Genomic DNA, 21,884 nt, shown 5'->3' with positions numbered 1-21,884 from the left:
CGGGCGTCGCGGGCCGGGTCCGTGGGGCGGGTCACCGGACCGCGACGGACGGTCAGGACATATGGGTGTCCAGCCAGCGGTCGATCTCGTCCTGGAGGCGGGCGGCGTCCTGGTCGAGCGTCACGAAGTGGCCCGAGTCCGCGAGGGTCACGGTCTTGACGTCGTCGCTGGCGGTGAAGAGCGCGGGGTAGCCCTCGACGCCCTGGCGCAGGATGTCCTCGGCGCCGAAGGCGAGGAACACGGGAGTATCGATCCGGCCGATGAGCTGGAGGTCGGTGAGGATGCCCGCGGGCTCGGAGGCCATCACCCCGCAGGGGTTGCGGGGCCACAGCGGGGCGACGTCCGCCAGTACCTCCGGATCGGTGCCGGGGCCGAATCCACCGGCCAGGAAGTCCTCGCGCACCGGGTCGAAGTGGACGTACCCCTTCGGGTCGCCCGCCTTGTCCTTCGGTTCCCCGCCCTGCTGGCAGACGGCGTAGGCGGCGAGGAAGCGCCGGTTGGTCTCGCCGGTGACGCCGACCGCGGCCCAGCCGGTCAGCAGCAGGCCGTCCACGGCACCGTCGAAGGAGGCGGCCACGGTCTCGGCGACCAGGGCACCGCTGGAGTGCCCGGCGAGGAACACCCGGTCGAAGCGGGGGCGTCCGTCCGGTGCCCCGGGGGTGTCCTCGGCCGTGTAGGCGCCGCTGCGCAACTGCTGCACGATCTGGTGGGCCATGTCCGCGTGCGCCCCGCTGCACGAGGCGAAGCCGTCGGGGATGTCGCTCGCTCCGTAGCCGAGCCGGTCGATGGAGACGGAGGCGTGGCCACGGCGGGCCAGCTCATGGGTGAGGCCCGCGCGGGGGCCGGGCGGGTCGAGCCGCCAGACCCACTCGCCGGTGTTGGTGCCGTGCACATAGAGCGTGACGGCCGGGGCGCCGTCGCCGCCCTCGGCGGCCGTCTCCAGGAGGGAGCGCGGGGCGGTGAGGTGGCCGCGCAGGGTGTAGGGCTTTCCGTCGCTGGTGCACTGGCTGGCGGTCCGGTTGCGGTTGACGACCTCGAACTCGACCGGGAGGTCGATGACTTCGGCCGCCGGGAGGAGCGGGGCCGTTTCGGCGGCCGGGGCGGCCGGGGCGGATCCCGTGTTCCCGGGTGCCGTGGCCCGGGGGCCGTTCCCGTTGGCCGCCGCCATGATCGTCACCAGCTCACAGGTGACCATGAGCAGGGCCGCGGTCACCACGGCGGTACGGGTGAGGAGTTTCTTGGCGGTCACGGGGCGAGTCCCTTCGCGTCGAGCCAGTCGGCGAGGAAGTCCTGGGTCCCCCGGGCGCCGGGCTCCAGGCCGAGGAAGTGACCCGCGCCGGGCACGGTGTGCAGCGCGGTGTCCGCGGCCGAGGTGAACCGCTTCCGGTGCTCGGCGGCGCCGCGCACCCGGCCGTCCCGCTCGCCCTCGACCAGAGCGACGGGCACCTCGATCTCCGCGACCCTGCGGGTGTCCACCAGCACGCCCTCCAGCTGGGAGACCAGCACCCCGCAGGGCAGCCGGTTCTGGAGGCCGACGGCCGCGGCGAGCACCCTCGGGTCGGTCCCGGCCCGCTGGAAGTTGCCGCGGACGAAGTCCCGTTCGCCCACGTCGAGATGGACGTAGCCGGGGGCGTCGGCGGGGTTCACGGAGGGCACCCCGCCCTGCATGCAGGAGGTCAGGGCGGCGAAGAAGCGGGCGTCGTCCTCGTCGGTGAGTCCGGAGTCGGCCCAGCCGGAGAGGATCAGCCCGTCGAAGTCGCCGGGGAAGGAGTAGGCGGCGATCTGGGCGATCTGCGCGCCCCGGTCGTGCCCGGCGAGCACCACCTCGCCGAAGCGCCGGACGGTGGCGCCGCCCTCGGTGGTGTAGCCGCCGTCGCGGAGCTGTCCGGCGATCTGCCGGGTGATGTCGGCCTCGCCGCCCAGGCAGAGCTGTCTGCCGTCCGGCCGGTCGGAGGCGCCGTGGCCGAGGCGGTCGACGGTGAGGGAGACATGGCCGCGGCGGGCCATCTCCTCGGCGTGGTGGTAGCCGGGGACGTCGACCCGCCAGTACCACTCCCCCGACTGGAGGCCGTGCTGGTAGACGGTGACCGGGGGGAGGTCGGCGGAGGCCGTCGCCAGGTCGGCGGGCAGGGTGAGGTGACCGCGGACCGTGTAGGTCTTGCCGTCCGTGTTGCAGGCGAGGCCCGACCGGTTGCGGTTGACGACCTCGAAGGAGACCGGGATGTCCACGATGCCCGCCCGCTCCATCCGCTCGGCGGTGCGGGCGGCGGCTGCCTTCGGGTCGTGCTCGGGGCCGTCGGCGCGGGCGGCGGTGCCGCTGCCGGGGGCGACCAGACCGAGCACGGGCAGGATCGACAGGGCGGCGAGCGCCACGACGTACCGGGCGATCCGCCGCATGGTGCCGCCTGCCTTCTCGGGGTGGGATTCGGGGTGGGGTTCGGGGTGCTCCCCTGGCTGCGGGCGGTGGTCGTCGCCGTGGGGTCCCGTCCCCGGGGCGGTGCGTCCAGTCATCGGGAACCGATCCGTTCCTTCGCGGCGGGCGCCGGGGCGGCCGGGCCGGTGTCCCGGTCGGCGGCGTCCCCGGCGGGACCGTGCTCGTGGAAGCCGAAGCGTTCCTGGAAGCGGCGCAGCGGGGCCGGGGCCCACCAGACGGCCCGGCCGGTGAGCGTCATCACCGACGGCACGAGCAGACAGCGCACGACGGTCGCGTCGACCAGGACGGCGAGCGCCGTGCCGAGGCCCAGCACCATGGTGTTGGTGATCCGGGACCAGCCGATGGCGATCAGCACCACGGACAGGATCAGCGCGGCGGCCGTCACCACCGCTCCGGTGCGGCGCACGCCGAGGGCGATCGCGGCGCGGTGGTCGCCGCTGCGGTCGTACTCCTCCTTCATCCGGGCGAGCAGGAACACCCCGTAGTCCATGGAGAGTCCGAAGGCGAGGCAGAACATCAGGACCGGCAGGGCCGTGTCGACGAAGCCGGTCGGGGTGAAGCCGAGGGGCCCGGCCAGATTGCCGTCCTGGAAGACCCAGACGACCGCGCCGAACATCGCGGTGAGACTGAGCGCGTTCAGGACGACGGCCTGGAGCGGGATCAGCAGACTGCCGGTGAGCAGGAACACCAGGACGAGGGTGGTGACCACGATGAGCAGCAGGGCCGGGACGAGCCGGTCGGCGATGGCGTCCTGGGTGTCGACCAGTTCGGCCGCCTGGCCCGCCGCCTGCGCGTCGATGCCCGCCGCCGCGCCCAGTTCCTCCCGGGTGTCCGGCAGCGCCCGGATGTCCCGGACGATCTGCTGACTGCGCGGGGAGACGGTCTCCACGCCGTCCACCGGGACCACCTGGAGCCAGGCCAGCGGGCCGGACTCGCGCAGGGCGTCCACGGGGGTGCGGGGCTCGGTGAGCCGGCCCTGGGCGAAGACCCCGGCCGGGGTGCGCACCTCGGCGATGTCGGTCAGCTCGGACACCCGGGTGGCGTACGCGGTGAGGGCGTCCGGTGAGGCGTCGCCGTCGACCAGGATGTCGATGGCGGCGGTCTCGCTGCCGTCGAAGTCGTCGCGCAGCGCCTGCTGGACGACCCGGGGTTCGGCGGCGGCCGGGAGCTGGCGGTCGTCGGCCATGCCGAACTCGACGCGCAGGAAGGGCAGGCCGAGGGCGATCAGCAGGGCGAGCGAGCCGAGGGCGAAGACCGGGGCACGCCGTGAGACGACCAGGTCGGTGAGGCGCTGCCAGCCGTCCGGGCGACGGGCGCCGCCGCTCTTCGCGCCGCGGCGGCGCCAGCGGCGGGTGAGGTCGAGGGCGTCCACCCGGTCGCCGAGCACCACCAGCAGCGCGGGCAGCACGATCAGCGCGGCGGCGGCGGCCAGCACCACCACCGAGACGCCCGCGTAGGCGAAGGAGCGCAGGAAGAACAGCGGGAACAGCAGCAGCGCGGCCAGGGCGACGGAGACGGTGAGGGCGGAGAAGGCGACGGTCCGGCCGGCGGTGGCGAGCATCACGGTGACGGCGGCGCGGGTGTCCGCCCCGGCGGCCCGCTCGTCGCGGTAGCGGCGCAGCATCAGCAGCGCGTAGTCGATGGCGAGGCCGAGGCCGAGGGCGGTGGTGAGGGACTGGGCGAAGACGGAGACGTCGGTGTATCCGGCGATCACCCACAGGACGAGATTGGTGCCGGTGATGGCGACCGCGCCGACGGCCAGCGGCAGCAGGGCGGAGACCGCGCTGCGGAAGACGATCACCAGGATGAGCAGGGTGATCGGCAGGGCGATCAGCTCGGAGGTGACCAGGTCCTCGGCGATGGTGCGTTCGACGGTGTTGAGGACCTCGCCGGTGCCGCCCGCCCGTACGGTCAGCCCGTCGTGGTCGCCGCGGTACTTCTCGGCCAGCCTGCGGGCGGATTCCCCGACGGCGGCCTCGTCGCCGTCCAGATGGGCGGCGATCAGGGCCTGGTCACCGTCGGTGGAGCGCAGGGCGTCCTGGCCGGTCTGCCAGTACGAGACCACCCCGCTGACGCCGTCCTCGTAGGCGAGCCGGTCGGCGAGGTCGAGTCCGGTGCGGGCCGCCGCCCGGTCGTTGACGCCCCGTTCGTGCTCGGCGAGGAGCACGAAGTTGGGGCGGCTGGCGGGGAAGTTCTCCTCCAGTACATCGGCCGCGAGGGCGGACGGCGCGGACGGGTTCTCGGTGCCCTGCCCGGCGCGCAGCCGGTCCGCCGCGCCCCCGCCGAGCACGACCGAGAGGATCACGAAGGCGAGGGCGGCGAACAGGATCGCGCGGGGGCGGGTGAGCGCGGCGTCGGCGAGGCGGCGCAGCAAGGTCATCGCCTCCCCGCGAGCCGCCGGGGGTCCGGCAGTTCGCCCCGGTCGCGGTGGAACGCGGCCTGGTCGGTGAGGGTCTCGGCCAGCGGGCGGAAGGCGACCCCGAGTTCCCGCTCGGCGCGGGCGGAGGAGAAGCGGGCGTGGTGGCCCTCGGTCAGGGTGCGGATGCCGGTACGGGTGGCGACCGGGGACTTCCCGGTGAGCCGGGCGGCGGTCTCGGCGAGGGCGGCGATCCCGAGGGCGGTGCCCGAGGGGATGGGGCGGGGCACGGTTCCGGTGCCGGTCGCGGCGACGATGCCGCCGCTGATCTCGGCGAGGGTGTGCCAGTGCCCGGCCGCGATGTACCGGCCGTCGGGGTCGCCGCGCAGGGCCGCCGCGATCAGGGCCGCCGCCACGTCACGGGCGTCCACCAGATGGTTGCCGACCTTCGGCAGCGCGCGGATGCGTCCGTTGGCGACGGCCAGGAAGAGCCGACCGGCCGAGGTGGGGGCCTGGTCTCCCGGCCCCCACATCCAGCCGGGCAGCACCATCGGGACCCGTACGCCGTGCTCGTCGTGGCGGGCGGTGAACTCGGCGACCACCCGCTCGGCGCGGACCTTGCTGGCCCGGTAGGCGTGCGGCTGGTCGGGATCGCCGAGGGGGGTGGACTCGTCCGCGAGGCGGCCGGGTACGGGGGCGAGCGCACCGGTGGAGCTGGTGTGCACGACCGTGGGCACCCCGGACTCGGCGGCGGCGCCCAGCAGTTCGCGTACGGCCTGGACGTTGGTCCGCATCAGCAGCGCGGGGTCGGCGCCCGGCTGGTAGTACTCGCGGAAGTACGCCGCCAGATGGAACACGGCGTCGGCGCCGCGCAGGTGCTTGCCGAAGCCGGGCACATCGGTGACGTCGCCGGGCACGAACCGCAGGGCGGGGTGGTCCGGCAGGATCCGCCGGGCCCGCTGCTCGTCGCGGACCACGGCCCTGACCTCGGTGCCGCGCGCCAGGAGCGCGGCGACGACGGCGGTGCCGAGCAGTCCGGTGGGGCCGGTGACCACGGCGGTGGTGAGGGGGAATTCGGGGCCGGGGCCCCCGGGGCCCGGGGGCGGGGTCGGGCTCATGCCGCGCTCCGTTCCCCGGGCGCCGGCTGGGCGCCGGTCCCGTCGGTGGTCTCGGCGTCGGCAAAGGTGCCCGCGCCGGAGAGTCCCCGCCGGATCAGTTCGGGGAGCCCGTCCGGGCCCGCCCAGGCGGCGGTGACACCGTCGGGGCGGACGTACACCACCAGGGGCGCGGTGCGCGCCCAGGCGGTGAGTCCGGCGCCGTCCCGCTCGACGGCGACGGCGTAGGACAGCGGGTCGGCCGGGTCCCGGGGGGCATCGGTGGCCGGGGTGGCGGGGCGGTCCGCGTCCTCGCCGGGTGCGGGCGGGGCGGGCGTGGACCGGGTGTCCTGGGGCGCACTGCCCGTGCCGCCTGCCGGGTCGGGTGCGTCGCCCGTGTGCGGGGTGCCGTCCGGCGTCCGTCCGCCGAGGAGCAGTACCTCGGTCTGGGCGTGGGCCGGGGAGCGGCGGGCCTGTCGCGCCGCGCTGCGGGCGAGTTCGGCGGCGGCGCCCTGGGGTGCGCCGGGGGTCAGGACGAGCAGGACATGGCGTCCGGCCGCCAGATAGCCGTGCAGGGTACGGGCCTTGGTGCCGGAGACCGGCTGCCAGTCGGTGTCCGGCAGGCGTCGCCCGGCCCGCGGGCCGATCGCCGCCCCGCCGCCGGTGAGCGCGCCCGGCACGGCCGGGCTGCCGTCGAGCCGCGGGTCGATCTGCGCCAGTTCCGGGACGAGCTTGCGGTCGAGGGCGCCGGAGCGGGTGGCGGCCTGGAGGATCAGGTCGCGCACGACCCGGCGGGGACCGGCGCGCAGCATCCACAGCTTGGTCTGGCGGTCGGAGTTGGCGAGCGCCCGCAGCGCCGCCGGGCGGCGTTCGGCCTCGTAGCTGTCGAGCAGCCGGACATCCGCGCCGCGGCTGACCGCGGCGAGTTTCCAGGCGAGGTCGTAGCCGTCCTGCACCCCGGTGTTGAGACCCTGGCCGCCCGCCGGGCTGTGGCAGTGCGCGGCGTCGCCGGCGAGGAAGACATTGCCCTTGCGGAAGGTGGAGGCGACCTTGGTGTGGACCCGGAAGGTGGAACGCCACCAGGTGCGCCGCAGCCGCCAGCCGGCCGGGCCGCGCTCGTCGATCAGCCGCTGCAAGTCCGCCTCGTCGGGTGCGGCGGTGGACGGGCCGGGGGCCCGGTCGAAGAAGATGCGGTGGCCGCCGCCGGGCAGCGGCACCACCACCAGCACGCCCTGCGGGGTGAGGTGGTACTGCACCTCCTCCGCGGGCAGGTCACCGTCGTACTCGCCGTCGCCGAGCAGGAAGTCCCGGGCGTAGGAGCCGCCCTCGAAGGCGATCCCGGTGGAGGTGCGGATGCTGCTGTGCGCGCCGTCGGCGCCGATCAGCCAGCGGGGGGTGGCGTCCTGCCGCTCGTAGGCGCCCTGCCGGGCGAGGGTGACCTCGGCGACCGAGCCGTGTCCGGCCCGGACGACACGGGCGTCGATCGCCTCGGTGTTCCACTCGACCTGTCCGCCGAGCCGGAGCAGCCGCTCGTACAGGACGTTCTCGGTGACCGACTGCGGTACACAGAGCGGGCGGGGGAAGGCGGTGCCTTCGAGCGCGCCGAACCGGACCCCGCCGACGGGGCGTCCGCGCGACCAGTAGGAGGCTCCGGCCAGCGGGAGACTGCGGTCGCGCAGCGGTCCGTCCACGCCGATCCGGCGCAGCACCTCCAGGGCGCCGCTCCACAGGATCAGTGCCTTGGGTTCGGAGGCGGGGCCGCGTCTGCGGTCCACGATGCGGCACTCCACGCCGTGCTGGAGCAGGGTGCAGGCCAGGGCCAGGCCGGTGGGGCCGGCGCCGACCACCAGGATCTCCCCGTCGAGGGGGGCTGAGGTGCTCATCGGGTGGCGCTCCTTTCCGGGCGGTGGGCGCCCCGGCTGTCGAGCAGGGCGGTGACGGCGGTCAGGGTCGGCGCGGTGGTCGTGAAGCGGACGGCGGTCATGCCGAGCGCCTCGGCGGCTTCGCAGTTCTCCGCCAGGTCGTCCACGAACAGGCACTCGGCGGGGGTGTGCGGCAGCCGGTCGAGCAGCCGCCGGTAGATCTCCGGGTCGGGTTTGCGCACGCCTTCGGCGGAGGAGTCGACGACGGTGTGGAACAGCTCGTCGACGGGGATCTGGGCCCGCCAGCGGGGCCCCCATTCGGCGACGTTGTTGGTGAGCAGGGCGAGGGTGTAGCCGGACGCGCGCAGGGTGCGCAGCGCGGCCAGCAGTTCCCGGTTGGGGCGGCGGGCGCGGAACCACAGCTCGCCGAAGGGGCGTCCGCCCAGGAGTTCCGGTCCCGGGGAGCCGGGGAGGCGGGACAGTACGCGCAGCACCATCTCCTCCTCGGTGCAGGCCCCGATCTCCAGATCGGCCATCGGGGAGCGGCCGTCCTCGGCGGTGGCGCGGGCGAAGGCGTCCCGCAGCAGGGCCGCCGGGATGCCGACGGCGGCGGCGAACTCGGCGAAGGTCTCGTCCAGCGGGTTGGTGAGGACGCCGCCGTAGTCCACGACGACGGCCTTGATGAGCGGGGCGGGCGCGGACCGGCCGTCGCCCTGCCCCGCTCCCGAGGAGCCGGTGACGGTGCTCACTGGGCCCCGTCCCGCTGGGTCCGGTCCCGCTGGGTCCGGTCCCGCTGGACCTCCACCCGCTGGGCGAGTTCGAGCTGGAACACGGCCACGGCGCGGTCGCGCTGCTCGACCTGCACGGTGACCGGCACCACCAGGGTGCCCAGTTCCTCGTCGTGCCGGAACGGCCGCGCGGTGGCCACCGCGCGGGCGGGCAGGTCGAGTTCGGCGAACTCACGGAAGTCGCAGTCGAGGGAGACGACCTGGAGGCTGTCGGCGGCGGGGCCGTGCAGGGTGGAGACGGCCGCGGTGGAGAGCTGGCGGGCCGCCTCGAAGAGGAGATTGCCGGGGATGTGGTCGAGCCGGTGGTCGAAGAGGTGCGGATGCGTCTGGTCGGCGATGACCAGGGCGGAGACGGCGCTGTCCCCGGCGGGCCGCGGCTGGGTGACGACCACGTTGTAGGGGTTGCGGCGGCCGACCGTGTCCGGGCTGGCGGCCGTGGGCGCGAGGGTGAGGCCGATGGCCTTGGCCAGGCCGTCGCGCTGGCGGGTGCGCAGGGCCTGGTACACGGACCGGCCGAAGAACGCGAGGCCGCCGTCGAAGCGGAAGGCGCGGTTCCCGTCGATGGTGACGTCGCCGTGGAAGTCCAGTGCCTGCACCCGGCCGTTGCGCTTGCGCTGCGGGACGCAGGTCATGGTGGCGACGGCCTCGGCGGGCCGGTCGCCGGTGCGTATCGCGGACAGATCGGTCAGCCGGGTGTTCAGGCCGCGGAAGATGAACGCGTCGTCCAGGGGTACGGATTCATAGGTGTGGGCGATGAACACCCCTGCCTGGCGCAGGACTTCGACCAGGAGCAGGAAGTCGTGCTCCTCGGTGTTCTCCCCCATGATGTGCGCCCGCGGCAGCTGGGCGGCCACCTCGAAGGTGGACTCCTGGGTGGGGCTGGGACGCGAGTCGGTCAGGAACACCTCGGCGACGGCGGCGCGGTGGACCATGGAACGCGGGACGGTGGCGTCATAACGCAAAGGAACGGGCGACTGGGCGGACACGGCGGCCAACCCGGCCGCCGACTGGGCGTCTTGTGGTGCTGCGGTACCGGTCACAGAAGTTCCCCCAACTTGGATCGGTGCGTGTGCACACACCTTGCCCGGAGGCGCTGGAAGGGCCGCCGGAGGAGTGGGGAAGGGTCAGGGAAAGGGCAGGGAAGGAAGCTGGAAGCTTCCGTGAAGGAAACTTGCCGAAGACTTCACTCATGGGGTCCACTTGACTCCGGTCCGTCTCCGGACCGACGGCAGTCGGCACCATCAGGGCCGCGTCAAGAGCCGTGCAGCAGATTTGAGAAAGTCATATCCATGGACCCATGGGTAACCCGTTAGTGTCGAACTGTTCGATCACGCACGCGGTGTCACCCGTGGGCGGCTCGGCACCGACAGCACAAGGCCGAACGGGGGAGAGGCCAATGTCTACGGTTCTGTTACGGCATACCAGCCCGGGAGGGGACGAAAACCAAGCCGGCGTCCGTTTCAATCTGTTCGGCCGGTTACAGATGCTGGTGGACGGTGAAGCGGTCACCCTGGGTCCGCCGAAGCAACAGGCGCTGCTGGCGACCCTGCTGCTGCGCCCCGGACTCTCCACCAGCACCGAACAGCTGATCTCCGCGCTGTGGGGCATCGAGCACCCGGCCTACGCCAAGAACCTGGTGCAGAAGTATGTCTCCGGGCTGCGCTCCGCGCTGGCCGCCAGCACGAAGAAGGTGCGGGGCACCGCCCCGGAGATCCTGTGGAACGCGGGCGGGTACCGCCTGGAGACCGGGGACTCGGTGGTCGATCTGCACGAGTACGAGCGGCTCGCCTCGGCCGGCACCACCCTGGCCCTCACCGGCAGTCTGCACCGGGCCGCACAGTGCCTGGACGGCGCCCGCATCCTGGTCACCGGAGCCCTCGCGGAGGGTCTGGACGCGCCGGTCCTGGAGCGGGAGCGGATCTACCGGGACGAACGGTTCCGGGCCGATATGGAACTGCGCGCCGAGGTAGAGCTGGACCTCGGCCGGCACCGCAACGCCGTCCCGTACCTCTACTTCGTCCTGCACCGCTATCCACTGAGCGAGCGCTTCAGCTGGCTGCTGATGCTCGCCCTGTTCCGCGCGGACCGGGGCGCGGACGCCCTCGCCTACTACCACGACTACCAACGCCAGGTCGCCACCGAGCTGGGCACCGATCCGGGCCTGGCACTCCAGGAGCTGCATCAGCGCATCCTGGCCCAGGACCCCGAGCTGATGACCCTGGCCACGGTGCCACAGCCCGAGGTCGCGCCGCAGGGCTCGGACCCGAGCCACCACCACCACAGAAAGTAACGATTCGATCACGAGACGCGCCACCGACGACAGGCCATCCCGGCCGGTCCGGCACCGCCTCCGGAACCGCCTCCGGAGCCGATCAGGCAGACTGGATGTTTGGCCGAACCGTCCGGCCGCAGGGAAAGGGTGCCGCGCGTGAATGGTCCGTTGATCGTCCAGTCCGACAAGACCCTGCTCCTCGAAGTGGACCATGAGCGGGCCGACGACTGCCGTCGGGTCATCGCCCCGTTCGCCGAGCTGGAGCGGGCGCCCGAGCACATCCACACCTACCGGGTGACCCCGCTGGGCCTGTGGAACGCGCGGGCGGCCGGGCACGACGCCGAGCAGGTGGTGGACGCGCTGGTCGAGTACAGCCGCTACCCCGTGCCGCACGCCCTGCTGGTCGACATCGCCGAGACGATGGACCGCTACGGACGGCTGACCCTCTCCAAGCACCCGGCGCACGGCCTGGTGCTCACCTCCACCGACCGCCCGGTACTGGAGGAGGTGCTGCGCTCCAAGCGGATCGCGCCGCTGGTCGGGGCCCGGATCGACCCGGACACGGTGGCCGTGCACCCCTCCGAGCGGGGGCAGATCAAGCAGACCCTGCTGAAGCTGGGCTGGCCCGCGGAGGACCTCGCCGGGTATGTCGACGGCGAGGCCCACGCGATCGCCCTGCACGAGGAGGGCTGGGCGCTGCGCCCGTACCAGAAGCAGGCGGTGGAGAACTTCTGGCACGGCGGCAGCGGGGTCGTCGTCCTGCCCTGCGGCGCGGGGAAGACCCTGGTCGGCGCGGGCGCGATGGCGCAGTCCCAGTCCACCACCCTCATCCTCGTCACCAACACCGTCTCCGCCCGCCAGTGGAAGCACGAACTGGTCAGGCGAACGTCTCTCACCGAGGAGGAGATCGGCGAGTACAGCGGTACCCGCAAGGAGATCCGCCCGGTCACCATCGCCACCTACCAGGTCCTCACCACCCGCCGGAAGGGCGTCTACCCCCACCTGGAGCTGTTCGACTCCCGGGACTGGGGCCTGATCCTCTACGACGAGGTCCACCTGCTCCCCGCTCCGGTCTTCAAGTTCACCGCCGACCTCCAGGCCCGGCGCCGCCTCGGCCTGACCGCGACCCTGGTCCGCGAGGACGGCCGCGAGTCGGACGTCTTCTCCCTGATCGGCCCGAAGCGGTTCGACGCGCCCTGGAAGGAGATCGAGGCGCAGGGCTATATCGCGCCCGCCGACTGCGTCGAGGTCCGGGTCAATCTCACCGACTCCGAGCGGCTGGCGTACGCGACGGCCGAGACGGAGGAGAAGTACCGCTTCTGCGCGACGACGGAGACGAAACGCAAGGTCACCGAGGCGATCGTGCGCCGCTTCGCCGGGCAGCAGATCCTCGTCATCGGCCAGTACATCGACCAGCTCGACGAACTCGGCGAGCATCTGAACGCCCCCGTCATCAAGGGCGAGACCTCCAACGCCCAGCGCGAGAAGCTCTTCGAGGCGTTCCGCCAGGGCGAGATCAGCGTCCTGGTGGTGTCGAAGGTCGCCAACTTCTCCATCGACCTCCCGGAGGCCACGGTCGCCGTCCAGGTCTCCGGCACCTTCGGCTCCCGCCAGGAGGAGGCCCAGCGCCTCGGCCGGGTGCTGCGCCCCAAGGCGGACGGCCATCAGGCGCACTTCTACTCCGTGGTCGCCCGCGACACCATCGACCAGGACTTCGCCGCCCACCGCCAGCGGTTCCTCGCCGAGCAGGGCTACGCATACCGGATCATGGACGCCGACGAACTCCTCGCCGAGAGCTGAGCCACCACGCCGTACGCCAGCAGCCCCAGCACCAGCAGCGCGTACGGCGAGGCCGCGGCCTGCTGCCACCAGGGCAGCCGCAGATCCAGCTCCCCCTGATGCGGTACGAGCCACATCGTCCGCGCCGTGAACAGCACCGCCAGCAGGGCCGCGGTACGGCGGCGGCCCTCGGCGGCCACGACGACCAGCAGCGGGACGCACCACACCCAGTGGTGGCTCCAGCTGATCGGCGCCACCAGCAGCGCGGTCCCCGCGGTGACCAGCACGGCCGTACGCTCGTCCGCCGCGCGCCGCACCAGCCACAGCCCGGTCGCGGCGACGACCAGCGCCGGAACAGCCCAGACCACCCCCGGCTCCGGATCACCGAGCAGACGGGCCACCATCCCCTGCAAGGACTGGTTGTCGACGATCCACGCCTTCCCGACGCGGCCGGTGTCGTACAGATACCGGGTCCAGAACCCGACGCTGGCACCGGGCAGCACCAGCCCCCCGACGACAACGGTCCCCCCGAACGCGGCCAGCCCCGCCGCCGCCTCCCGGTACCGGCCGCGCAGGGCGAGCTGGACGAGGAACACGGCCGGGGTGAGCTTGATCCCGGCGGCGATCCCGATGGCCACACCCCGGCCCCGGGCGCCGGGGGCGCGGGTCAGATCCCACAGCACCAGACAGACCAGGGCGAGATTGATCTGTCCGAAGAGAAGCGTCTGGAAAACGGGCTCCAGCCACAGCGCGAGGGCGGTCCCCGCGCAGAGCAGGGGGAGGGGGAGGTTCCTGTGCGCGAGACGCGCGGAGAGCAGAACCAGCCAGGCCAGCAGCACGAGATTCCCGACGAGAAACACGCCCTTGACCACCGGCACCGGGAGCCAGACCAGCGGGGCGAACAGCAGCGCCGCGAAGGGCGGATAGGTGGCGGGCAGCTGCCACTCCGTGACGGTGAACCCGTACAGATCCCGCCCGGCGAGCACGGCGGCGCCTTCGGCGCGGTAGACGTGGAGATCGGCCATGGGGAGCCCGCGCACGGCACAGAGACCGAGGAAGGCGGCGAGCGAGACAGTAACCAGGAGTAGCGATCGGCGCGTCACTCGGTGACCATAAGTGGTCAGGGCACGAGCACCCAGCCGGGCCCGTCCGGCGCGTCCAGCCAGACGCGCTGCCGGGTCTCGGTGACGGTGATGCCGTAGCGGCCGGGACCGGGCTCGCCGTGCTCCCGGTGGACGCGGTGCGCCTCTTCGAGGGTGGCCCACAGCGGGCGGGGGCCCGTCTCGGTCACGGTGCCGTCGGGGCGGAGGTGGGCGAGGGAGCCGTCGGGGGACCAGACGCGGGCATGCCCTGCCGGGCTCGGCGGATTCGTGAACGAGGGCCGGGCCCAGGCAGGGGGTGTGGGTCCGGTTACGGGACGTCGGGCTGCCCGTCGCCCGTCCGGCAGCGGGGGCAGCGGCAGGGGGGCCAGCGGTGCGACGCGAGCATCAGTGGGCCGGGAACGCCCCGATACGTGCGTCGCCGGACGGGGCCGATCCGCTTGCCGTCGGGACCCACTCGGTACGTCTCGATCGTCATGCGCGACATGCCCTCATCAGGCGGGACACCCGCGTTCACCGCGCACCCTCGGCACCGGCGGCGTGCCGGTGGGAATCGGCACGGACCGGGCGGACGGCTGCCCGCCGACTGCCCGTACCGGGCCTGAAGACACCCAGTACCCGTCGTACGACAGTGTGGATAATGCTCACTGTCATCAGCTCCTCTGAGGCTGTTGGCCACGCCCCCGGACCGGTCGGACGGTCGCGGGGGTCCCCTTTGCTGACTCAGCGTGCCGAGAAAACAACGCTCTGCTGTCCCCTGGTTGGGAACAGCAGAGCGTTGACCTGTCTGTATGGACTGTGCTAAACGCCGCTCCACGCCGCGAACTCGCGCAGGCTCTCGGACGCTCGGGTCCGCGCCCGCAGCAGAGTCCCCACCGTCTCGTGCACTTCGGGATGGAATCGCGTCATCTGCGGGGCGGCATCGCGGGCGTTCGCCAGCGACAGCAAGGCGTCATCGTGGCGCGCGGTCCATGCTTCCGCCCGCGCGCGGTTGATCCAGAAATGGGCTCTCCGGTTCGGCGGGTAGTCGTCCGGCAGCCGCAACTCGGTTGCCTGCCGCAGCGCTTCATCGTGATCGTCGCTGTCGTTCAGGTCCGAGACCCGGCTCATCCGAACCCAGCGCGGCCCGAAGGAGAGCGCGTAGAGATCCACGTCTCCGGTGGTCGAGGCGATCTCCTCGGCCTGCTCGATCCAGCTGTCGGCCGCGCTGGTGTCCCGCGCCCGGCGGGCGTAGGTGGCCGCCCGCAGCACGAGAATGCCGCGCACCGCACGCACCGCCCGGCTGCCGTCGTCGTCGAGGTCTCGCAGGGCCTGACGCATCAGGGCAACGCTTCGGTCCGCCCGGCCGGCGGAACCGTGGGTGATCGCCGCCCGCTCGAACCGTTCGATGGCGACAAGGCACGGGTCGCCCGACTCCCGTGCCGCCGTACCCATGCGCGCCACGGCCAGCCTCGCCAGATCCGCGTAGCCGAGGCGGTAGGCGACGCTGGCGGCGGTCCGTGCGAGTTCGGTCTGAAGTGCGTACAGCGTTTCCCGTCGGTGCCCCGGGGTGTCGTGTCTGCGGGCCGCGGAAGCCACCTCCGTGATCAGCCCGGGGAGGACCTTCGCCGTCTCCGAGAACTCCGCGCCCATGCGCAGACCGACCACCCGGTCGACCTCCGCTTCCAAGGTGCCGATGGGTCGTGGCTCCGGATCGTCGTCAAGCTCGATGTCCCATGCCTCCAGGGCACTTCCGATCGGGGACACCATCGCGTCGAGTTGCTCCTGCTGAAGGATCTTGATGTACGGCTGACCGTGAAGGACCGAGATGTCCACGGACAGCGCACGGGCAACGGCCGCCAGCACAGAAGGGCTTGCCGGTTGTTCGCCGTTCTCGACTCGGGACAGCTGGCTCTTGGACACATGCGCGAGCCGCCCCAGTTCGGAGAGCGTGCAGTCACGGATGAGCCGCATCGCGCGGATGCGTGAACCCACACTCTCGGTGGGCCTGTGAGCGGGGTACGGCATGCTGAATCCCTGGGTCCGACGTGGTAGTCAGAACGCTACTCCCCGCAAGCGTCGGGTAGTACGCGGTGCTGGACGAACCCATGCCATGAACCAGGCATCCGCGGCCATACAGACACAGGGCCGGAATCCGCGCCGTCCGCCGCGCCCCGAACAGTCACCTGCGGCGCACGCCCGCTTCCTCCGCGTACTCACCGAGGATGACGACATCGAACGCCGCGCCCGCGAACACCCGTACGGCACGCACAGCTTCGCCTATGCGATGCCGGTGGGAGCCGGCGACGGCGGTGGCGCCTGCGGGGCGCCCGGGAACTGGGGTGATAGTCGCTGCGCTCATACATCCATAGTGCGTTTCCGGAGGTGAAGACGGCATCGGTCTGGGGAGCTAATTCCCCTGCCCCTCCCGTCCACCCCCGGGTGGACCCCGCCCCCGCCGTTGCCCCCTCCAGGAGGACGGCCCATCCCCTAGGGGATGCAGCGGCCCAGCCTCGGGCCGGTGATCGCCGCCGGTGATCGCCGCCCGGATACGTGGATACGCGGATCCGCAGGCCCGCAGGTCCGCAGGTCCGCGGATATTCAGTGGCCCCCTCCCCCACCGTTCATCTAGGATCTCCGCTCTTGCCCGCCTCCCTCCCGGAGTGCCGCCGACCGGACGGAAACCGGCCGGTATCCCGCATCGCACCGGTACCGCAGATACCGCACCCGTAGCGCACTGGTAGCGCACCGGTACCGCACCCGCGCAGACCCCTCCGGAGGCACCACCTTGTCCACGCCCGCCACCACCACCGGCGCCACCAACCCCGCCGACCCGCGCGACCCGCGTGACCAGCAGGACCCACAGGACCCCCAAAACCCCCTCCTCCACGAACGCGCCCACCTCTCCTCCTCCCGGGCCGCCCTGCGGGCCATGCGGGAGGAGGCCGAGGCGCTCGACATCAGCGATGTCGCCGCGAACTGGGTCAGCGCCGAGGCGCTCGCCCACCAGATCGAGCTGCGGGTCAAGGCGCTCGCCGACCTCGCCGGTACCCCGCTGTTCTTCGGCCGCCTCGACTATCTGCACGCGCCCGGCGCCGAGCGCGCCGAAGGGGCCGACGGCGAGCGCTTCTACATCGGGCGTCGGCATGTGCACGACGGCGAGGGCGACCCCATGGTGATCGACTGGCGGGCGCCGGTCGCGCAGCCGTTCTACCGGGCGTCCAAGAAGAACCCCCTGGACATCGCCCTGCGCCGCCGCTTCGGCTTCACCGGCGGTGAGCTGACCGCGTACGAGGACGAGCGGCTGTCGGACCCCGGGGATCAGGGGGACCCGGCGGACCCGGCGGCGGACCCTTCGGCCCCCTCGACCCCCTCGACCCCCTCGACCCCCTCGGCCCCCTCCGAGACGGCCCGGACCAGTCGGCTGCTTCAGCGGGAGATCGAGCGGCCCCGCGTCGGACCCATGCGGGACATCGTCGCGACGATCCAGCCCGAGCAGGACGAGATCGTCCGGGCCGGGCTCGGCGGGACGGTGTGCGTGCAGGGCGGGCCCGGTACGGGGAAGACGGCGGTGGGGCTGCACCGGGTGGCCTATCTGCTGTACGCCCACCGCGAACGGCTCGCCCGCACCGGCACGCTGGTGATCGGCCCCAACCGGTCCTTCCTCCACTACATCGAGCAGGTGCTCCCCGCGCTGGGGGAGCTGGCGGTGCGGCAGGCCACGGTGGACGACCTGGTCGCGCGGGTGGAGGTGCGCGGTACGGACGGGTCGGCGGCGGCGGTCGTCAAGGGCGACGCCCGGATGGCGGAGGTGCTGCGCCGGGCGCTGTACGCGCACGTGAGCATGCCCGTCGAGCCGGTGGTCGTGGTGCGGGGCTCCCGGCGGTGGCGGGTACCGGCGTACGAGCTGGAGGAGCTGGTGCGGGAGCTGCTCGACCGGGACATCCGCTACGGGGCCGCGCGGGAGGCGCTGCCGCAGCGGATCGCGCACGCGGTGCTGGTGCAGATGGAACGCTCCGGCGAGGCGCCGGACGACCGGGTGCAGGACGCGGTGGCGCGCGACAGCGCGGTGAAGGCGGCCGTGAAGGCCCTCTGGCCGGTGGTGGAACCGGGGAAGCTGGTGCTGCGGCTGCTCGGCGACGCGGAGTTCCTCGCGGAGCATGCCGAGGGGGTGCTGACGGCACAGGAGCAGAAGGCGGTGCTGTGGGCGCGGCCCGTGCGGTCGGTGAAGTCGGCGAAGTGGTCGGCGGCGGACGCGGTGCTGGTCGACGAGGCCGCGGATCTCATCGAGCGCACGCATTCCCTGGGGCATGTGGTGCTGGACGAGGCGCAGGATCTGTCGCCGATGCAGTACCGCGCGGTCGGGCGCCGCTGTACGACCGGGTCGGCGACGGTGCTGGGGGATCTGGCGCAGGGGACGACCCCGTGGGCCACGCGGAGCTGGGCGGAGGCCCTGGGGCATCTGGGGAAGGGGGACGCGGTGGTGGAGGAGCTGACCGCCGGGTTCCGGGTGCCGACGGATGTCATCGCGTACGCGTCACGGCTGCTGCCGCACATCGCGCCGGGGCTGACGCCGGTGGAGTCGGTCCGCGAGAACCCCGGGGTGTTCGAGGTGCGGGAGGTCTTTGACGACTCCGGGGTGATCGACGCCGTACGGGAGTCGCTGGGGCGGGAGGGGTCGATCGGGCTGATCGCGGCGGACGCGCGGGTGGGGGTGCTGGGGGATGCCCTGCGGGCGGCCGGGATCGGGTATCTCGACCCCGGGGAGGAGACGACCCGGCAGACCCGGCTGACGCTGGTACCGGCGTCGTTGGCGAAGGGGCTGGAGTACGACTACGTCGTCCTGGACGAGCCGGGCGCGGTGGTGGCGGGCGAGCCGGACGGGAGGACGGGGCTGCGGCGGCTGTACGTGGCGTTGACCCGGGCGGTCTCGGGGTTGGTGGTGACGCACAGGGAGGCGTTGCCGGGGGCCTTGGGGTGACAGTAGATATACTGGATGGGTCATTGTATATCTCGACGCATATCTCGACCGCATATCTCGACCGCATATCTCGGGATGTGATCTGAGGATGTGATCTCGGGATGCGTATCTCAGGAGGCATCGATCGATGACCCGCACAGTGATCGACCTGGACGACCAGCTCGTCGCGGACGTGGCCAAGGCCCTGGGCACCAGCACCAAGAAAGAGACGGTGAACACCGCGCTGCGCGAGGTGCTGGAGAACCGGCGGCGCGCTCTGGCGCTGACCCGCCTGCGGGCCGCCGCCGTCGAGGGCGGCTTCGACCTGGGCTTGTTCGAGGACAAGGAAAACTACCGCCGGTGAACGCCGCGCAGTATCTGATCGACAGCAGCGCCCTCGCCCGCCTGCTCCACGGCGACGCCGAGCAGTACGGCTGGGACCAGGCGGCGGCGGCCGGACTCATCGCCACCTGCCCCATCACCGAGCTGGAGTTCTTCTACAGCGCCCGCTCGGCCGCCGACCGCACCCAGGGCATCGAGTACCTGCGGTTGCTCTTCGGCTGGGTACCGGTCGACGACCGCGCCTACGACCGCGCCTGGCAGGTCCAGGAGCTTCTCACGCGACGCGGGCAGCACCGCAGTGCCGGGCCGGTGGACCTCGTCGTGGCCGCCACCGCCGAGTTGCAGGGGCTGACGCTCCTGCACCGCGACCGGGACTTCGACTGCATCGCCGCCGTCACCGGGCAGGCCATCCAGTGGTACGGCCCCGAAGCGGGCAAGTGAGCGGGGCTCCAGGGCGTACCGCACTGCACAACACCCCCGCACCCGCACCCACCCCTCGCCCGTGACCGGACCCCTACCCCCTACACACCCCCGTCCAACACCGCCCTCCACTCCCCCACCGCTGCCGACGACACCGGCCCCGCCCAGCCCTCGGGGCGCGCCGCGCCGCCGATGTGGAAGGCGTCGATGCCCGCCGCCCGCAGTGCGGGGACGTGGTCCAGGCGCAGCCCGCCCCCGACCAGCAGCCGCTGCTCGTACCCCGGCTCGCCCTGTCGGCCCGCCTCCGTGAGGAGCGTGGTGCGGCCCTCGTCGACACCGGCCGCCGCGCCCGCGGTGAGGTAGGTGTCGAGTCCGGGCAGGCCGTCGAGCTGCTTGCGCAGGGCGTCCCGGTCGGCGGCGCGGTCGATCGCGCGGTGGAAGGTCCAGGCGCAGCCGTCCAGCTCCCCCACGAGCTGTTCGACCGTCCCCAGATCCAGCCCCCCGTGCGGATCGAGGAACCCGAGCACGAACTCCTCCGCCCCCGCCCCCCGCATCCGCCGCGCCGCGTCCACCAGCCGTCCGGTGTCCCCCGCGGTGAACCCTCCCGCGAGCCGCAGCATCACCCGCAGCGGAATGTCGACGGCGGCGCGGATCGCCGCGAAGGTGTCGGCGGACGGCGTGAGCCCGTCGGCGGCCATGTCGGTGACCAGCTCCAGCCGGTCCGCTCCCCCCTCCTGGGCGGCGACCGCGTCCTCGGGATCGAGCGCGATCACCTCCAGGACTGCACGCGAAACCATCAGGACCCCTTCCCGTTTCCCCTGGCGACTACAGGTCTAGTCCAATATCAGGGTACGCCGGGAACCCGCAGGCCGCGAGGAGGGGCCCCGGCCAAGAACGGTTCCGTCGCAGTTGTCACGCGTAAATCTTTGCCCTGCGAAAGGATTTCTGCCGCGTAACGGACGATCGGCCGCACCCTCGGCGGGGCACCGGGGCGCGACCCGGCCCGGCGAGGCACACCATTCGGCCATCGGCCGTCACGGGCATCCGCCGGGCACGCCTCACGCGTAGATGTTCAGCTCCCCCGCCGTCACCCCCACCAGTTCGAACTCCGCCCCCCGCACCGACCGCCCCGAGTACAGCCGTACGAGGGTGGGCGCGTCGCCGAGGAAACGGGCCGGGGGGCGCTGTCCGTCCGGCTCGCCCAGCAGTACCGGCTCGTCCCGGTCGTCGAGGTCGGCGTGCAGCGCGACCTTGCCCTTCTCCCGGCTGATCTGCGCGAGCAGCGTCAACGCGTCCGGCAGCCCGGCGCCCCCGTACGCCCCCGGCTCGCCGAGCGCCTCGCGCACATCGCCCGCGTGCACCCACTCCCCGAGGCCGATGCCGTCGAGGATCCCGCCCGCCTTCGCGATGATCGGCCCGGCCTCGGACATCCCGCGCTCCAGCTCGTCCACGATTCCCTGCGGGGACAGCTGGGACAGCGCCTCGATGTCCCGCTGGTTGGCGGAGGGCGAGAACACGCCCTTCTCGTACCGGCTCTCCACCACCCGGGACAGCACGGAAGCGCAATGTGCCAGTACGTCCCGGACCGTCCACTCCGGACACGCCTCCGTCAGGATCTCGAAGTCCGAATCCGCCCGGCCCCGCAGCAGCGGCACCAGCGCGTCCCGCTCCACCGCCAGCAGCCGCCCCGGCACCTCCGGGTCCCGCTCGACGCCCGCCGCACCCGCACCACCGTGCACACCCTGCACACCTTTGTCAGTCATGCCCCCAAACTAGGCACAGGGTGCCACCGAAGGGGACACCCGGGCAGGGGGAGAATGACCGCATGGCCGATCCCGACGCCCTGCGCACCCGTTTCGCCGCCGCCCTCACCGGGGCCCGCGGCGGGGCGGACGGACCCGATCCGCTGCCGTACGCCGATGATCTGCTCGCCCGCTGGGGCGAACCCTGGCGCCGGTACCACACCCTCGCCCATCTCACCGCGGTCCTCGACCACCTCGACGGGGCGCTGGCGGGGCACGCCGCCGATCCGGACGCCGTACTGCTCGCGGCCTGGTTCCATGACGCGGTGTACCGGCCGGAGCGGGACGGGAACGAGGAGCGGTCGGCGCGGCTCGCCGGGCGGGCGCTCGCCGAGGCCGGGGTTCCGGCGGAGCGGGCCGCCGAGGTGGCCCGGCTGGTCCGGCTGACCACCGGTCACGACCCGGCTGCCGACGACCCCGACGGACAGGCCCTGTGCGACGCCGATCTGGCGATCCTGGCCGCGCCCCCGTCGGCGTACGCCGCCTATACGGCCGCTGTCCGCGAGGAGTACGCCTTCGTACCCCAGGAGGACTTTCGCAACGGACGCGCGGAAGTGCTGCGCGGGCTCCTCGCCCTCCCGGCCCTCTTCCGCACCCCGTACGGCACGGAGCACTGGGAGCGCACCGCCCGCTACAACATCAACGCCGAGATCGACCTCCTCGCCGCCGCCGCCTCGCAAGGAACCCGCCCATGAC

The 21,884-nt window shown here is 72.8% G+C and carries 19 protein-coding genes; 6 read left to right on the top strand and 13 right to left on the bottom strand.

The window, feature by feature from the left end; translation table 11 throughout:
* Positions 1-52: 52 nt before the first annotated feature.
* The 7 genes from ABZX40_RS10150 to ABZX40_RS10120 are packed head-to-tail and all read right to left on the bottom strand — an operon-like array spanning position 53 to position 9,574.
* Positions 53-1,249, bottom strand: a complete 1,197-nt coding sequence (locus tag ABZX40_RS10150) for an alpha/beta hydrolase (protein WP_355734296.1) — start codon at positions 1,247-1,249, stop codon at positions 53-55.
* A complete protein-coding gene (locus ABZX40_RS10145; RefSeq protein ID WP_355734293.1) occupies positions 1,246-2,511 on the bottom strand; it encodes an alpha/beta hydrolase in 1,266 nt (421 codons plus the stop codon). Before ABZX40_RS10145 ends, ABZX40_RS10150 begins: the two co-directional genes overlap by 4 nt.
* Positions 2,508-4,814, bottom strand: coding sequence for an MMPL family transporter (locus ABZX40_RS10140; protein WP_355734290.1), 2,307 nt, complete (start codon positions 4,812-4,814; stop codon positions 2,508-2,510). Before ABZX40_RS10140 ends, ABZX40_RS10145 begins: the two co-directional genes overlap by 4 nt.
* Entirely contained in the window at positions 4,811-5,908 is a 1,098-nt protein-coding gene (locus ABZX40_RS10135) for an NAD-dependent epimerase/dehydratase family protein (RefSeq protein WP_355734288.1), read from the bottom strand. Before ABZX40_RS10135 ends, ABZX40_RS10140 begins: the two co-directional genes overlap by 4 nt.
* Entirely contained in the window at positions 5,905-7,767 is a 1,863-nt protein-coding gene (locus tag ABZX40_RS10130) for an FAD-dependent monooxygenase (RefSeq protein WP_355734285.1), read from the bottom strand. The genes ABZX40_RS10135 and ABZX40_RS10130 overlap by 4 nt, the downstream gene beginning before the upstream one ends.
* Positions 7,764-8,495: an HAD family phosphatase gene (locus ABZX40_RS10125; RefSeq protein ID WP_355734282.1), complete on the bottom strand. Its 732-nt coding sequence runs from the start codon at positions 8,493-8,495 to the stop codon at positions 7,764-7,766. Before ABZX40_RS10125 ends, ABZX40_RS10130 begins: the two co-directional genes overlap by 4 nt.
* Positions 8,492-9,574, bottom strand: coding sequence for a ScbA/BarX family gamma-butyrolactone biosynthesis protein (locus tag ABZX40_RS10120; RefSeq protein WP_355734280.1), 1,083 nt, complete (start codon positions 9,572-9,574; stop codon positions 8,492-8,494). Before ABZX40_RS10120 ends, ABZX40_RS10125 begins: the two co-directional genes overlap by 4 nt.
* A 449-nt stretch (positions 9,575-10,023) precedes the next feature.
* Between ABZX40_RS10120 and ABZX40_RS10115 the strand changes: the two genes are divergently transcribed.
* Together ABZX40_RS10115 and ABZX40_RS10110 are read left to right on the top strand one after the other, a co-directional pair.
* Entirely contained in the window at positions 10,024-10,824 is an 801-nt protein-coding gene (locus tag ABZX40_RS10115; protein WP_355734277.1) for a BTAD domain-containing putative transcriptional regulator, read from the top strand.
* A gap of 138 nt (positions 10,825-10,962) precedes the next feature.
* Entirely contained in the window at positions 10,963-12,606 is a 1,644-nt protein-coding gene (locus ABZX40_RS10110; RefSeq protein WP_355734274.1) for a DNA repair helicase XPB, read from the top strand.
* On the opposite strand, the gene ABZX40_RS10105 is transcribed toward ABZX40_RS10110, so the two are convergent.
* The 4 genes from ABZX40_RS10105 to ABZX40_RS10090 form a co-directional block, all read right to left on the bottom strand.
* Positions 12,558-13,667 (bottom strand): glycosyltransferase 87 family protein, encoded by a 1,110-nt coding sequence (locus tag ABZX40_RS10105; RefSeq protein ID WP_355734526.1) that lies wholly within the window; start codon positions 13,665-13,667, stop codon positions 12,558-12,560. The genes ABZX40_RS10110 and ABZX40_RS10105 overlap by 49 nt on opposite strands.
* Positions 13,668-13,705: 38 nt before the next feature.
* A complete protein-coding gene (locus ABZX40_RS10100) occupies positions 13,706-13,876 on the bottom strand; it encodes a hypothetical protein (RefSeq protein ID WP_355734271.1) in 171 nt (56 codons plus the stop codon).
* A gap of 610 nt (positions 13,877-14,486) precedes the next feature.
* Complete coding sequence (locus ABZX40_RS10095) at positions 14,487-15,692, bottom strand: helix-turn-helix transcriptional regulator (protein ID WP_355734269.1); 1,206 nt, start codon at positions 15,690-15,692, stop codon at positions 14,487-14,489.
* A 154-nt stretch (positions 15,693-15,846) separates the two neighbouring features.
* On the bottom strand, positions 15,847-16,026 hold the full coding sequence (locus ABZX40_RS10090) for a hypothetical protein (protein ID WP_355734267.1): 180 nt from the start codon (positions 16,024-16,026) through the stop codon (positions 15,847-15,849).
* Positions 16,027-16,452: 426 nt separating this feature from the next.
* Between ABZX40_RS10090 and ABZX40_RS10085 the strand changes: the two genes are divergently transcribed.
* The 3 genes from ABZX40_RS10085 (at position 16,453) to ABZX40_RS10075 (ending at position 19,407) form a co-directional block, all read left to right on the top strand.
* Positions 16,453-18,645, top strand: a complete 2,193-nt coding sequence (locus ABZX40_RS10085; RefSeq protein WP_355734265.1) for a UvrD-helicase domain-containing protein — start codon at positions 16,453-16,455, stop codon at positions 18,643-18,645.
* 127 nt (positions 18,646-18,772) lie between these two features.
* Positions 18,773-18,988 (top strand): type II toxin-antitoxin system VapB family antitoxin, encoded by a 216-nt coding sequence (locus ABZX40_RS10080; protein ID WP_355734262.1) that lies wholly within the window; start codon positions 18,773-18,775, stop codon positions 18,986-18,988.
* Positions 18,985-19,407: a PIN domain nuclease gene (locus tag ABZX40_RS10075; RefSeq protein ID WP_355734260.1), complete on the top strand. Its 423-nt coding sequence runs from the start codon at positions 18,985-18,987 to the stop codon at positions 19,405-19,407. Before ABZX40_RS10080 ends, ABZX40_RS10075 begins: the two co-directional genes overlap by 4 nt.
* Positions 19,408-19,487: 80 nt before the next feature.
* On the opposite strand, the gene ABZX40_RS10070 is transcribed toward ABZX40_RS10075, so the two are convergent.
* Positions 19,488-20,183 carry a copper homeostasis protein CutC gene (locus ABZX40_RS10070; protein ID WP_355734257.1) on the bottom strand — a complete coding sequence of 232 codons (696 nt, stop codon included), beginning with the start codon at positions 20,181-20,183 and terminating at the stop codon, positions 19,488-19,490.
* Positions 20,184-20,444: 261 nt separating this feature from the next.
* Positions 20,445-21,149: a maleylpyruvate isomerase family mycothiol-dependent enzyme gene (locus ABZX40_RS10065; RefSeq protein WP_355734254.1), complete on the bottom strand. Its 705-nt coding sequence runs from the start codon at positions 21,147-21,149 to the stop codon at positions 20,445-20,447.
* A gap of 62 nt (positions 21,150-21,211) precedes the next feature.
* Between ABZX40_RS10065 and ABZX40_RS10060 the strand changes: the two genes are divergently transcribed.
* A complete protein-coding gene (locus ABZX40_RS10060; protein ID WP_355734251.1) occupies positions 21,212-21,883 on the top strand; it encodes a hypothetical protein in 672 nt (223 codons plus the stop codon).
* The last annotated feature ends 1 nt before the right edge of the window (position 21,884 follow it).

The organism is Streptomyces sp. NPDC004610, from assembly GCF_040609715.1.
Lineage (GTDB): Bacteria > Actinomycetota > Actinomycetes > Streptomycetales > Streptomycetaceae > Streptomyces.
The sequence above is the reverse complement of the archived record's forward strand: the minus strand, read 5'-3'. Positions and strand labels throughout refer to the sequence as shown.

Bases quoted from the DNA above. Each gene is read 5' to 3' on its own strand.
- ABZX40_RS10145 (WP_355734293.1), bottom strand. From the start codon at position 2,511: ATGACTGGACGCACCGCCCCGGGGACGGGACCCCACGGCGACGACCAC.
- ABZX40_RS10080 (WP_355734262.1), top strand. From the start codon at position 18,773: ATGACCCGCACAGTGATCGACCTGGACGACCAGCTCGTCGCGGACGTG.
- ABZX40_RS10130 (WP_355734285.1), bottom strand. From the start codon at position 7,767: ATGAGCACCTCAGCCCCCCTCGACGGGGAGATCCTGGTGGTCGGCGCC.
- ABZX40_RS10135 (WP_355734288.1), bottom strand. From the start codon at position 5,908: ATGAGCCCGACCCCGCCCCCGGGCCCCGGGGGCCCCGGCCCCGAATTC.
- ABZX40_RS10070 (WP_355734257.1), bottom strand. From the start codon at position 20,183: ATGGTTTCGCGTGCAGTCCTGGAGGTGATCGCGCTCGATCCCGAGGAC.
- ABZX40_RS10065 (WP_355734254.1), bottom strand. From the start codon at position 21,149: ATGACTGACAAAGGTGTGCAGGGTGTGCACGGTGGTGCGGGTGCGGCG.
- ABZX40_RS10060 (WP_355734251.1), top strand. From the start codon at position 21,212: ATGGCCGATCCCGACGCCCTGCGCACCCGTTTCGCCGCCGCCCTCACC.
- ABZX40_RS10095 (WP_355734269.1), bottom strand. From the start codon at position 15,692: ATGCCGTACCCCGCTCACAGGCCCACCGAGAGTGTGGGTTCACGCATC.
- ABZX40_RS10140 (WP_355734290.1), bottom strand. From the start codon at position 4,814: ATGACCTTGCTGCGCCGCCTCGCCGACGCCGCGCTCACCCGCCCCCGC.
- ABZX40_RS10090 (WP_355734267.1), bottom strand. From the start codon at position 16,026: ATGAGCGCAGCGACTATCACCCCAGTTCCCGGGCGCCCCGCAGGCGCC.